Origin of the sequence: Phycicoccus sp. Soil748, assembly GCF_001428025.1 — a bacterium.
In the GTDB taxonomy this organism is placed as follows: Bacteria; Actinomycetota; Actinomycetes; order Actinomycetales; family Dermatophilaceae; genus Pedococcus.
The window spans coordinates 893,478-905,493 of record NZ_LMSC01000007.1; the positions used below are offsets into that span (position 1 = coordinate 893,478).

Consider the following 12,016-nt stretch of genomic DNA (forward strand, 5'->3'; position numbering starts at 1 on the left):
TCCTGCACGCTGTCCTCCTGGGCCGGTCCGGTCCGGTGCCGCGAGGCATCTCGCGGCGGCTCGGCGGCGTCTCACCGTGAGCCGCCCCTGAGCCTACGGCGTGGGCCCTCGACTAGTCTCACCGCCATGGCACTGGGGCAGCCCTCTCGTCTTGCTCGACCGGCGCAGCTCACGCGGTCGATCCCCGGCATGCTCGCGGGGCCCGAACCGTCGATCAGCTTCGAGTTCTTCCCGCCCAAGGACGACGCCAGCGAGGCCCTGCTGTGGGACGCCATCCGGCGCCTCGAGTCCGCACGGCCCGACTTCGTGTCCGTCACCTACGGCGCGGGGGGCTCCAACCAGGACCGTACGGTGCGCGTCACCGAGCGCATCGCCCGCGAGACCACGCTGACCCCGTTGGCCCACCTCACCTGCGTCGGTGCGTCCGTCGCCGCCCTGCGCCAGGTGGTCGGGCTGTATGCCGCGAGCGGGGTGCGCAACATCCTCGCCCTGCGCGGCGACCCGCCGGGCAACCCCGGCGGCGAGTGGGTGGCCCACCCCGAGGGCCTCAACCACGCGACCGACCTCGTCGCGCTGGTGAAGTCGCTGGGGGACTTCACCATCGGGGTGGCGGCCTTTCCGGACGTGCACCCTTCCTCGCCGGGCTTCGACCACGACGTCGAGATCATGGTCCGCAAGGCCGATGCGGGCGCGAGCTTCGCCATCACCCAGATGGTCTTCGACGCCGACAGCTACCTGCGGCTGCGCGACGCCGTCGCCCGCCGTCGCCCGGAGCTGCCCATCACCCCGGGCCTGATGCCGGTGACCAACTTCAAGCAGGTCGCGCGGATGTCCCAGCTCATGGGCACGCCGCTGCCGGAGAAGGTCGTGGCGCGGCTCCAGGCAGTGGCCGACGACCCGGCGGCGACGCGGACGGTCGGCGTGCAGGTCGCCACCGAGCTCGCCGAGCGGATGCTGGCCGAGGGAGCGCCGGGCCTGCACTTCATCACCATGAACCGGTCGACGGCGACCCTGGAGGTCCACCGCAACCTCGGCCTGCACTGAGGCCGCGCCTCGGGGCGGCTGAGGCCGACCCGTGGTGGCTTAGGCCGGGCGCATGGGAGCCGGCGCGTCGGGGCGGGCTGTCCGGGGGCGCACACACGAGCCGCGCTCGACCTCCCCTCATGGCCGGCGCGGCTCGTGCGTCACGTCGTCACGGTCCCCCGAACGCGACGGGGACGAGCCTGCCGGTGGTCGCGCCCGGCGGGCATCCGTGCACGTACTCAGATCCGCACACGTCCTCGAGGGCCCTGGCTGCGCCGTCAGTCGCGGGTGGTGAACCGGCGCAGCAGCATCGCGGCGAGGCGCTAGGACGGGCCGTCGAGGGGGCGGAGCTCACCCACGAGCGGCACGATGTCGGCGACGGAGTCGACCACGCGCGTGGCCTGGTAGGGGAACTGTTCGACCTGGTGCGGGCGCGTCGAGCCCGTGAGGACCAGGATCGTGCGCAGGCCGGCCTCGAGGCCACTGATGACGTCGGTGTCCATGCGGTCGCCGACCATCACCGTCGACTCGGAGTGGGCGTCGATGCGGTTGAGGGCGCTGCGCATCATCAACGGGTTGGGCTTGCCGATGTAGTAGGGCTGGCGTCCGGTTGCCGCGGAGATCAGGGCCGCGACGGACCCGGTGGCCGGGAGCGTGCCCAGCTTGCTCGGGCCGCTGACGTCGGGGTTGGTCGCGATGAAGCGCGCGCCGCCCTCGATGAGGCGGATCGCCTTGGTGATGGCCTCGAAGGAGTAGGTGCGCGTCTCCCCGAGGACGACGTAGTCGGGGTCGCGCTCGGTCATCGTGTAGCCCACCTCGTACAGGGCGGTGGTCAGGCCGGACTCGCCGACGACGAACGCGCTGCCGCCCGGGCGCTGGTCGTCCAGGAACTGCGCGGTGGCGAGCGCGGAGGTCCAGATCGACTCCTCGGGGACGTCGATCCCGCTGGCCAGCAGGCGCGCCCGCAGGTCGCGTGGGGTGAAGATCGAGTTGTTGGTCAGGACGAGGAACCGTCGGCGGTGCTCGACCAGCGCGCTGAGGAACTCGGCGGCGCCGGGGATGGCGGTCTCCTCGTGGACGAGCACGCCGTCCATGTCGGTGAGCCAGCAGTCGACCGGCCTGGGTCTGGTCATGTCGCTCATTCTGGCGCAGACCGATCACCACTTTGGTGGAGCAGCCACGGCGTGGGCAGGAGGACGCTTGTGGTGCCTGAAGGAGGTGCTCGTCATGTCATTGGCCACGAGCGCAGTCACCACGATGCTCCCCGTCACCGACATCGGTCGCGCGAAGGAGTTCTACTCCGACCGGCTCGGCCTGTCGTTCGAGGGGACCAACGCCGAGGGGAGCCTGCTCTACCGCCTCGGCGGTGGCACGATGCTGATGCTGCTGCCCAGGGAGACGGGGTCCCAGAACCCCAACACCGCCCTGACCTGGGAGGTGCCTGACGTCAGGGCGCAGATTGCCGAGCTCGAGGGCAAGGGAGTGGTGTTCGAGGACTACGACCTGCCCGGCCTGCAGACGCAGGACCACATCGCCGAGCTCGATGGCGAGCGGGCGGCGTGGTTCACCGACCCGGACCGGAACGTGCTCTGCATCCACGAGGTGAGCAAGGCCTGAGCCCGGAAGCTCTGCAGGTACGGTCTGGGAGCAGGGTCGCTCGTCCCTGCAAGCGTGCGTTTCGCCCGGCCGCCCGGTCAGGCGACCTCGATGGCGTGGCCTCCCGAGACCCGCAGCAGCTCCTCGTACGTCGTCTCGTAGACGGTGTGGCTGTGCCCGGCGGCCGCCCACACGTGCCGGTAGCGGCTGAGGGAGACGTCGACCACCGTGGGGATCGGTGCAGGGTGTCCGACGGGCGCCACTCCGCCGATGGCGAACCCGGTGGCGGCACGGACGAACTCGGCGTCGGCGCGGTCGAGGTGGTCGATGCCGTCGACGAGCTCGGCGACCTTGACCAGGTCGACGCGGTGGGCGCCGGAGGTGAGGACGAGCAGCGGGGTGACGGCGCCGGCCTCGTCGTGGGCCCGGAAGACCAGCGAGTTGGCGATCTCGGCGGTGGTGACGCCCAAGGCTGCTGCCGCTGCGGCTGCGGTGCGGGCCGCGTCGGGGAGGACGACCACCCGCGGCTCCACCCCGTGGATCGCGAGGGCGGCCAGGACCCGCTGGACGCCGGCGTGCTGGCGCAGGTCGCGCGCAGGGGCGGCGTCGGACGCCGGTGACGCGGGTGGCGAAGGGGCGGGGTCCGGCGCCGCGACGACGGGGCCGGGCGGTGTGGCCGCCGGCTCGGGCTGGCTCATGACGAAACCCTAGGGCGGGGCCCCGGACTCCACCAGAGGTCGGGTGCCTCGTCTCATCCGCTGCCCTTGACGGGCTGTCCGAGGGCGGGTGTACGGTTCTTCATATCGAACACCTGTTCGAACAGGTTCCGACCGGAGACCGGATGACCAGCAGCGCGTGACCCCACGCGGCCCCTGGCGTCCAGTCGAGGAGGCCGGGACCACCGTGCGGCTCCGGCCCCCGTGATCGGGCGCCTCGACCCCGTCCGTTCACCGGGCCGGAGCCCACACCACCTCATCCTGCCCTGCCGTGACGAAGGAGCCTGCTCGTGGTGCGCCGGTACGAAGAACCCATCGAGGTCCGCCAGTCCGTGCTCGCGGGGCGCTCGTCCGCGACGGCCGGCGACGTCCCCGGGGCCGGTCGCGAGGACGGCTGCGCCCCGCTCGGAGGCCCGCTCGGAGGCCCGGAGGCCTTCGTCTGGCGAGGGCGCCTCTACGTCGTGCGGGCCGTCCTCGACCGCTGGCAGGAGCGTCGTCCCTGGTGGCGGGACGCGCGGGAGCAGGGCAGCGGTGACGTCCTCACCGACGCGCGGGAGCGCCAGGTCTGGCGCGTCGAGGCCAGTGCCGGACGCTGCGCCGGGGTCGGGGTCTACGACCTCGGTGCCGACCCCGGAGCCCTCGACACAGGCCTCGACACAGGCCTCGACACCCCCCACTGGCGCCTCCTGCGCGTGGCGGACTGAGGTGACGACCATGACCGACACGACCCACCTGGGCGACACGACCCACCCGGGCGACACGACCCACCTGGGCGACACGACCCACCTGGGTGGCGCGACCGGTGCGACCGGCATGGCCGACTCGGCCACGAGCAGTGCCGCAGCCAGCCTCGAGCTGCTCGACCGGTCGCGGCACTCCCTGCTCGAGGCGTGCCAGAGCAGGGAGGTCACCCAGCGCTACCTCCAGGCCCAGCTGGGTGCCCTGCGCGCGGCAGCAGCCCTCGTCGCCGCCCGGGCCACCCCGGACGGCCACCGCGGGCCGCGCTCGCTGTGGGAGCTGCTGCCCGCGGTTGCCCCCGAGCTCGCGGAGTGGGCCGGGTTCTTCGAGTTGGTGTCCACCCGTCGCGCCGGGCACCCGGTCAGCGTGCGGGAGGCCGACGACCTGCTGCGCCAGTCCGAGGTGTTCCTCGACCTCGTCTGCCGCAGCCTCGGCCTGCCCGTGCAGCCTGCGGCCCACGGCGAGGTCCTCGTCCCCACGGCGCTCGCCGGCTCCGTGCCGTCCGCCATGACCCGCTCGCCATGACCGGCATGACTGCCACGACCACCACATCCGCCATGGGCGCCCCCACCCCCGTGAGCGACTTCGTCCACCTGCACGTCGCCTCCGGTTTCTCCATGCGTTACGGCACCTCGACGCCCGAGGCCCTCGTCGAGCGCGCCGCCCAGCACCGCCAGCCGATCCTCGCCCTCACCGACCGCGACGGCCTCTACGGGGCGATCCGGTTCGTCCAGGCGGCGACGGCTGCCGGCATCGCCCCGGTCCTCGGCGTCGACCTCGCCATCGGTCCGGACGCACCCGGCGACGACCTCCTGGGTGAGGCCCTCGGGGGAGGGCAGGCTGCCGGCACCGGACGCGGCGCCGCCCCTCAGCCGCCCGCCCCGACGCGCACACCCGTACGCGGCGGCGCGGACCGCGACCCACGCCACCCCCGGGTCACCGTGCTGGCCCGGGGCGCCGCCGCAGGCGTGCCCCACGGCGCTGGCTGGGCGGCGCTGTGCCGGCTGGTGACCGAGACCCACCTGCGCGGCGAGCGGGGCACGCCCGTCAGCTCTGCCGCGGTCGTCGCTGCCCGGTGCTGGACCGGCGGTGAGCGCCGGTCGAGCCGCGACCACGCGAGCCCGCTCGTCGTCCTGCTCGGCCCTGACTCCGACGTGGGTCGGGCCCTGCTGGCCAGGCGCACCGACCGGGCCCGCGCCCTGCTGGCGACGTGGCGCCGCCGGCTGCCCCCGGACTCGGTGGTCATCGAGGTGGTCTGCCACGCAGGCCCGGAGGGCACCCCCGCCTCCAGGGCCCACGCGCGCCGGCTGCTCGGGCTGGCCGACGAGCAGGGCATCCCCGCCGTCCTCACCGCCGCCGTGCGCCACGTCGAGCCGGGGGAGTCAGCAGTCGTCGACGTGCTCGATGCCGCGCGACGGCTCGTCGCCCTCGACACCCGCCACCTCGACCGGGTCACCGACGCGGCCCACCTCGCGTCGACGCCGGTGATGCGCACCGTGGCCCTCGAGGTCACCGGTGGCGACCGGAGCCGTGCCGAGGCCCTCGTCGCCCGCACGGTGGCCCTCGGGCTCGCCTGTGCCCAGAGCGCCCGGCGCGACCTCGGCATCGGGTCGGTCCACCTGCCCGAGCCCGAGAAGCTGGGCATCGCCCCCGGGGAGAGCCCCCAGGGCAGGCTCGAACAACGGTGCCGAGACGCGCTCGGGCGCCGCTACCCCGGACTCGGGGAGAAGGAGTTCTCGGCCGTCGAGCGGCGCCTCACCGACGAGCTCAAGGTCATCGCCGAGCTCGGCTACCCGACCTACTTCCTCACCGTCGCCGAGGTCGTCGACCTCATCCGGGAGATGGGTGTCCGGGTCGCGGCGCGGGGGTCCGGGGCCGGGTCGCTGGTCAACTACCTGCTCGGCATCAGTGGCGTCGACCCGATCCGCTACCGCCTGATCATGGAGCGGTTCTGCTCGCCGCTGCGGGCCGAGCTGCCCGACATCGACATCGACGTGGAGTCGGCTCGTCGCACCGAGGTCTACGAGCGGATCCTCGACCGGTTCGGTGGGGAGCGGGTCACCTGCGTCTCGATGATGGACACCTACAAGGTGCGCCACGCGATCCGGGACGTGGGCGCCGCGCTGGGCCTGCCCCCGACCGAGATCGACGAGATCGCCAAGGCGTTCCCGCACATCCGCGCCAAGGACGCCCGCAACGCCATCGCCGAGCTGCCCGAGCTGCGGTCCCGCGGCCTCGACAGCCCCCGGCTGCGGGCGCTGTTCGACCTCGTCGAGCGGCTCGACGGCTTGCCGCGCCACATCGCGCTGCACCCGTGCGGGGTGATCCTGTCCGACGGTGGGTTGCTCGACCGGACTCCGGTCGAGGCGAGCTGGCTCGGGTTCCCCATGAGCCAGTTCGACAAGGACGACGTCGAGACCCTCGGCCTGCTCAAGCTCGACGTGCTCGGCATCCGCATGCAGTCCGCCATGGCCCACGCGGTGGCTGAGGTCGCGCGGGTCGACGGGCAGCAGGTCGACCTCGACGACCAGGCCCAGGTGCCGCTCGACGACGAGGCGACCTTCCGGCTCATCCGCACCAGCCACACCCTCGGGTGCTTCCAGATCGAGAGCCCCGGGCAGCGCGAGCTCATCGGCAAGTTCGGGCCGCAGCGGTTCGAGGACCTCGTCATCGACATCTCGCTGTTCCGTCCCGGGCCGGTGAAGTCCGACATGGTCACGCCGTTCCTCGAGGCCCGGCACGGCTGGAAGGAGGTCAGCTACCTGCACCCCACGCTCATCGAGGCGCTGCGCGAGACCGAGGGCGTCGTGGTGTTCCACGAGCAGGTCCTCATGATCGTCGCCGAGACGACCGGCGTGTCCCTGGCGCAGGCGGACGAGGTCCGGCGGGCCCTCGGCACCCCCAAGGGACAGCTCGAGATCGAGGCGTGGTGGCGACCTGCCGCCCGCGCCCGCGGCTACGCCCCTGCCGACGTCGACCGGATCTGGGAGGTGCTCAAGGCGTTCGCGTCGTTCGGGTTCTGCAAGGCCCACGCCGCGGCCTTCGCCCTGCCCACCTACCACTCGGCCTGGCTCAAGACCCACCACCCGGCGGCATTCCTCGCCGGCGTCCTCACCCACGACCCCGGCATGTACCCGAAGCGGCTCATCCTCGACGACGCCCGGTCCCTCGGGATCACCGTGCTGGGCCTCGACGTCAACGCCTCCACCGGCGACTACCGCATCGAACGACTGGAGACCACCGCTCTCGACGCGTCGGGCAGCGACGCGACAGGCAGCGACACCCCGGCCGCGCCGGACTCCCTCGAGTCCTACTGGGGACCACGGCCCCCGGCCCACCCGGACCTGCCCGACGCGAGCGGCTACGGCATCCGCCTGTCCCTCGCCGACGTCAAGGGCATCAGCGACGCCGAGGTCGCCCGGGTGGTCGCCGGCCAGCCCTATGCCGGCCTCGCCGACTTCTGGCACCGGGCGCACGTCTCCCGACCCGTGGTCGAGCGCCTCGTCCTCGCCGGCGGGTTCGACGCCCTCTACGGCATGGGCACCCCGGCCGGACCCGCCGGGGCCCGGGGGATGGGTACGGGTGGGCTCGGCCGCCGGGGGCACATCACCCGGCGCGACCTGCTCCTGCACGTCGCCGAGCTCGACCGCTACGGCCGGGCCCTGGACCGGTCCGCCCGGCGGACCGCACCCCGCCGCGGACGGGCCGGCGCCCGTGTCGGCGCTGGGATCGGCGCGGGGATCGGCTCGGGAACCGGCTCGGGAGCCGGCTCCTGGACCGGCTCAGGGGTCCCTGCCGGCGGGCGGGCGCCCAGTGATGGGGTCGCTGACGGTTCGGGCGTGCGAGCCCTGGCTGCACGGCAGTCACAGGCGGCGCTGCCGGTGCAGGACGCGGCCGCCCAGCCGACCCAGCTCACCCTCGACCTCGGTGACCGGCCCGAGCTCACCACCGGCACCGGCCTGCCCGAGCTGAGCGGGCCCGAACGGGTCCGTGCCGAGCTCGACATCCTGGGCCTCGACGCGAGTGCCCACGTCGTGGAGTTCTACGCCCCGATGCTCGACGCGCTGGGGGTCACCCGCAGCCGCGACCTGTTGGGTTCACGCAGCCGCTCCACGGTCTGGGTGGCCGGCGTCAAGGTCGCGACCCAGACCCCACCCATCCGGTCGGGGCGCCGGGTCGTCTTCCTGACCCTCGACGACGCCACCGGCCCGGTCGACGCCACCTTCTTCGAGGACGTCCAGGGTCCCTACGCCGCCACGGTGTTCCACTCCTGGATGATGCTCGTGCGGGGTGTGGTCCGGCGGACCGGACCGCGGGGGATCTCGCTGCGGGCCACCGGCGCGTGGGAGCTCACCCCGTTGTGGGAGGCGTGGACGAGCGGCGGCCTCGAAGCCGTCCACGCCGCGATGGACGCCAGCGAGCAGGCAGCCAGCGAGCTCGCCGAGCTGGCCGAGGAGGCGCAGCGCTCCAGCGAGCCGGCCGGGCGCAGGGTCCTGGTGCACGCCTCGGGCTTCCGCCAGTCGCCCTACGCGGACATCAAGCCGCCGGGGGAGGACGTCCGGGGCTCCCGGGCCCTGGCGCAGGGGGCGCAGGTGCCCGACGACGGGGTCGGCCGGCTCGAGCCGCCACGCAAGCTGTGGCACTCCAGTCCCGGCAGCTCGGGCCATTAGGGTGGCAGCACCCACGACGAGTGGCACCGGCACGACAGACCAGCAGACGACGGAGGTGGACCCCGTGGCCGACGAGCAGTGGCGTACCCGGCGCGGCGGGGTGGAGACCGCCCTGCGCACCTCTGCGGTGTGGACCGCCGTCCGTGACCTCCTCGAGGCCAAGCGGGCGAACCACCCGGCCGACGGCGACCGGCCGTTGCGCGTCCTCGACCTCGGTGGCGGCACCGGCGGCCTGGCCGTCCCGCTGGCCGAGCTCGGGCACGAGGTCGTCGTCGTCGACCCGAGCCCCGACGCCCTGGCGTCGCTGTCCCGGCGCAGCACCGAGCGCGGGGTCGCCGCACGGGTCACCGCCGTCCAGGGCGACGCCGACTCCCTGGCCTCGATCGTCGGCGACCAGCTCGTCGACCTGGTGTGCTGCCACGGCACGCTCGAGGTGGTCGACGACCCGCAGGCCACGCTGACCGCCCTGGCCGGGGTCGTCGCCCCCGGCGGCCACCTCAGCATCGTCGCCGCCCAGCGCCTGGCCGTCGTGTTCGCGCGAGCCCTCGCCGGCCAGTTCGCGCAGGCCCACCAGGCCCTGGTCAGCGAGGACGGCCGGTGGGGCCCGGCCGACCCGCTGCCGCGACGGTTCGACGCGAGCACGCTGCGGGCGATGGTCGAGCAGACGGGCCTGGTCGTCGAGGACGTGCACGGCGTGCGCCTGTTCAGCGACCTCGTGCCCTCGGCCCTCATCGACTCCGACGCCGACCGTGCCGCGCTGCTCGAGCTCGAGGCCGCCGCGAGCCGGCACCCCGAGTTCGGGTTCCTCGGCGAGCTCGGCGCAGCGGTCCACGTCCTCGCCCACACGTGAGCCGCCGCCAGTTCACCCTGCCGACGCGCAGTGCGGACCGGCCGCCTGACGACACCGGCTGCACCGTCCTGCACGTCGACATGGACGCCTTCTACGCCTCCGCCTCCCTCCTCAGCCGGCCCGAGCTGGTCGGCACCCCGGTGATCATCGGCGGCGGTGGCAACCGCGGGGTCGTGCTGTCGGCGACCTACGAGGCGCGCCGGTTCGGGGTCGCGTCCGCCATGCCGATGTCACGGGCCCGGCGGCTGTGCCCCCAAGCGACCGTCATCGCCCCCGACCACCACCTCTACAGCCAGATCTCGGCCGCGGTGATGGCGACGTTCGACACCATCACCCCGCTGGTCGAGCCGCTGTCGCTCGACGAGGCCTTTCTCGACGTCGCTGGCTCGGTGCGCCGGCTCGGCAGCCCGGCGCGGATCGGCCAGCTCATCCGCGACACCATCCACGACGAGCAGGGCATCACGTGCTCGGTGGGGGTCGCGCCGACCAAGTTCGTCGCCAAGCTCGCCTCCGGCCTGGCCAAGCCCGACGGCCTGGTGGTGGTGCCGCGCGACGAGGTCGTCACCTTCGTCCAGCAGCTGCCCGTGGGCGCCCTGTGGGGGGTGGGGGACAAGACGGAGGAGACCCTCCTGCGGCTCGGGCTGCACACGGTGGCCGACATCGCCCACACGCCCCTGGACACCCTGCGCCGGGCGCTGGGCGACAGCGCCGGCCCGCACCTGCACGACCTGGCCTGGGGGCGCGACCCCCGCGGTGTCGAACCCGTCCGGCGCGAGCGCAGCATCGGCTCGGACGAGACGTTCGAGTTCGACGTCGACGACCCGGTGCAGATCCACCGCCACCTGCTCAAGCTCAGCGACCGCACCGCGGCCAGGGTCCGTGCGGCAGGGATGATGGGGCGCACCGTCACCATCAGGGTCCGGTTCTCCGACTTCACGACGATCACGCGCAGCCGTACCCTGCGCGACCCCACCGACGTGAGCCGCGAGATCTACGAGACCGCTCGCAGCCTGTACGACGCCTTGGGCCTCCAGCGCGCCCGCATCCGCCTCGTCGGGGTGCGGATGGAGGGCCTGGTGGAGGGCGCCGGCGCGCCCATCCAGGGCCTGCTCGACGAGCCCGAGCAGGGCTGGCGCGAGGCCGACCGCGCCGTCGACCGCGCCAGCGCCCGGTTCGGGGCCGGGAGCGTCCGCCCGGCCAGCCTGATCAGCGACGCCGAGCGCCGACGGCACGCCTCCGGCCGGGGTGACACGCACCACTGACGAAGCATCGGACCGGCCTGCCCGAACGGATGGTGCAACCCCGGGCTGCGACATATCCTGAAGACGTCAGCGCAAAGCCACTGACCGGCAACGACGCATCTCACCGGCGCAACGAATCGGCGGCTTGGCGCGTTGGAGGTCTTGCACGCCGATTGCCCAGGAGGTCACCGTGCCGCTCTCAGAGCACGAACAGCAGCTGCTTGAGCAGATGGAGCAGGCGCTGTATGCCGAGGACCCGAAGTTCGCCTCGCAGATGCAGGGGGCCGGTGCTCGCGCCGCAGCCCGCCGCCGCGTGGCGATCGGGGTGGTCGGGGTCGTGGCAGGCCTGGCCCTCGTGCTCGTGGGCGTCAACACGACCATGTGGATCGGGGCGGTGGGCTTCGCCGTGATGGTGGCGGCCGTCGCCTTCGCCCTCACCCCTCCACGACGTGGCAAGACCGTCCTGGGCGCCGTCCAGCCGGACGGCACCGTGCGCCGCTCCGTGCCGCGCGGCAAGACCGGCCAAGGTGCTCGGGGTGCCAAGGGTGCCCGCGCCCACGGCTCCTTCATGCACCGCATGGAGGAGCGCTGGGACCGCCGCCGCGACGGCGGCTACTGACCTCCACCCGACAGCGAAGAACCCGACAGCGGAGAACCGGCGGCCGAGCCCGCTTGGGCTCAGGTCGTGACCAGGACGCCCAGCACCCAGGTGGTCGCGATGGCGAGCCCGGCCAGCAGCTCGATACCGATCGACAGGAAGACCGCCTTGAGGGCGGCTCGCGTCGAGGTCCACGCCGAGCCACGGTCGCGGGAGTGGCCGAGCTCCACGAGGTAGATGCCCCCCACGAACCCGACCACGGCCCCGACGACCGGGATGACGAAGAAGCCCACGATCGCGAGCAGGACCGCGAGGAACAGCGTGGACCGGCGTACACCGGCCTCACGCAGGCGTCGACCGGGCACTGCATACTGCAGCGCCATCCCGACCACGTAGAGCACCGCGGACAGGGCGAACACCGCCCAGCCGGCGGTGGACCCGGTGTCGAACGCCCAGATCAGCACGGCCGCGAGGACCAGGAGCAACCCGGGCAGGACGGGTACGACGATCCCCACCAACCCGATCACGATCAGGAGGGCGGGGACCCACAAGGTGGCCTCCACGACGAGGGTGGAGCGGCCGGC

General features: G+C 73.4%; 11 protein-coding genes. 8 read left to right on the forward strand and 3 right to left on the reverse strand.

Annotated elements, in window-relative coordinates; genetic code table 11:
* Positions 1-126: 126 nt before the first annotated feature.
* Positions 127-1,044 carry a methylenetetrahydrofolate reductase [NAD(P)H] gene (metF, locus tag ASG70_RS11895; protein WP_056883969.1) on the forward strand — a complete coding sequence of 306 codons (918 nt, stop codon included), beginning with the start codon at positions 127-129 and terminating at the stop codon, positions 1,042-1,044.
* Between the two features lie 302 nt (positions 1,045-1,346).
* On the opposite strand, the gene ASG70_RS11900 is transcribed toward metF, so the two are convergent.
* On the reverse strand, positions 1,347-2,156 hold the full coding sequence (locus tag ASG70_RS11900) for an HAD-IIA family hydrolase (protein WP_056883970.1): 810 nt from the start codon (positions 2,154-2,156) through the stop codon (positions 1,347-1,349).
* 94 nt (positions 2,157-2,250) lie between these two features.
* Here ASG70_RS11900 and ASG70_RS11905 point away from each other — a divergent pair, with 94 nt between their 5' ends.
* Entirely contained in the window at positions 2,251-2,640 is a 390-nt protein-coding gene (locus tag ASG70_RS11905) for a VOC family protein (RefSeq protein WP_056884184.1), read from the forward strand.
* Positions 2,641-2,717: 77 nt separating this feature from the next.
* On the opposite strand, the gene ASG70_RS11910 is transcribed toward ASG70_RS11905, so the two are convergent.
* Positions 2,718-3,317, reverse strand: a complete 600-nt coding sequence (locus ASG70_RS11910; protein ID WP_082590573.1) for a YbaK/EbsC family protein — start codon at positions 3,315-3,317, stop codon at positions 2,718-2,720.
* Positions 3,318-3,628: 311 nt separating this feature from the next.
* Here ASG70_RS11910 and ASG70_RS11915 point away from each other — a divergent pair, with 311 nt between their 5' ends.
* The 6 genes from ASG70_RS11915 to ASG70_RS11940 all read left to right on the forward strand — a co-directional run bounded on the left by ASG70_RS11915 (position 3,629) and on the right by ASG70_RS11940 (position 11,453).
* The gene (locus ASG70_RS11915; RefSeq protein ID WP_200949254.1) at positions 3,629-4,039 is read left to right on the forward strand and encodes a DUF6504 family protein; all 411 of its coding nucleotides are present in this window, start codon (positions 3,629-3,631) and stop codon (positions 4,037-4,039) included.
* Between the two features lie 10 nt (positions 4,040-4,049).
* Positions 4,050-4,598: an SAV_6107 family HEPN domain-containing protein gene (locus ASG70_RS11920; protein WP_235531459.1), complete on the forward strand. Its 549-nt coding sequence runs from the start codon at positions 4,050-4,052 to the stop codon at positions 4,596-4,598.
* 5 nt (positions 4,599-4,603) lie between these two features.
* Positions 4,604-8,743 carry a DNA polymerase III subunit alpha gene (locus ASG70_RS11925; protein WP_235531460.1) on the forward strand — a complete coding sequence of 1,380 codons (4,140 nt, stop codon included), beginning with the start codon at positions 4,604-4,606 and terminating at the stop codon, positions 8,741-8,743.
* Positions 8,744-8,807: 64 nt separating this feature from the next.
* Complete coding sequence (locus ASG70_RS11930) at positions 8,808-9,593, forward strand: methyltransferase domain-containing protein (RefSeq protein WP_056883971.1); 786 nt, start codon at positions 8,808-8,810, stop codon at positions 9,591-9,593.
* A complete protein-coding gene (dinB, locus tag ASG70_RS11935; RefSeq protein ID WP_056883972.1) occupies positions 9,590-10,855 on the forward strand; it encodes a DNA polymerase IV in 1,266 nt (421 codons plus the stop codon). The genes ASG70_RS11930 and dinB overlap by 4 nt, the downstream gene beginning before the upstream one ends.
* Before the next feature lie 169 nt (positions 10,856-11,024).
* Entirely contained in the window at positions 11,025-11,453 is a 429-nt protein-coding gene (locus ASG70_RS11940) for a DUF3040 domain-containing protein (protein WP_056883973.1), read from the forward strand.
* 59 nt (positions 11,454-11,512) lie between these two features.
* Here ASG70_RS11940 and ASG70_RS11945 read toward each other — a convergent pair whose 3' ends face one another.
* Positions 11,513-11,995: a DUF456 domain-containing protein gene (locus ASG70_RS11945; RefSeq protein WP_056883974.1), complete on the reverse strand. Its 483-nt coding sequence runs from the start codon at positions 11,993-11,995 to the stop codon at positions 11,513-11,515.
* Between the last annotated feature and the right edge of the window lie 21 nt (positions 11,996-12,016).

What these genes read in the sequence shown, in the direction of transcription:
- ASG70_RS11920 (WP_235531459.1), top strand. Translation starts at nt 4,050, where the DNA reads ATGACCGACACGACCCACCTGGGCGACACGACCCACCCGGGCGACACG.
- metF (WP_056883969.1), top strand. Translation starts at nt 127, where the DNA reads ATGGCACTGGGGCAGCCCTCTCGTCTTGCTCGACCGGCGCAGCTCACG.
- ASG70_RS11910 (WP_082590573.1), bottom strand. Translation starts at nt 3,317, where the DNA reads ATGAGCCAGCCCGAGCCGGCGGCCACACCGCCCGGCCCCGTCGTCGCG.
- ASG70_RS11905 (WP_056884184.1), top strand. Translation starts at nt 2,251, where the DNA reads ATGTCATTGGCCACGAGCGCAGTCACCACGATGCTCCCCGTCACCGAC.
- ASG70_RS11900 (WP_056883970.1), bottom strand. Translation starts at nt 2,156, where the DNA reads ATGACCAGACCCAGGCCGGTCGACTGCTGGCTCACCGACATGGACGGC.
- ASG70_RS11925 (WP_235531460.1), top strand. Translation starts at nt 4,604, where the DNA reads ATGACTGCCACGACCACCACATCCGCCATGGGCGCCCCCACCCCCGTG.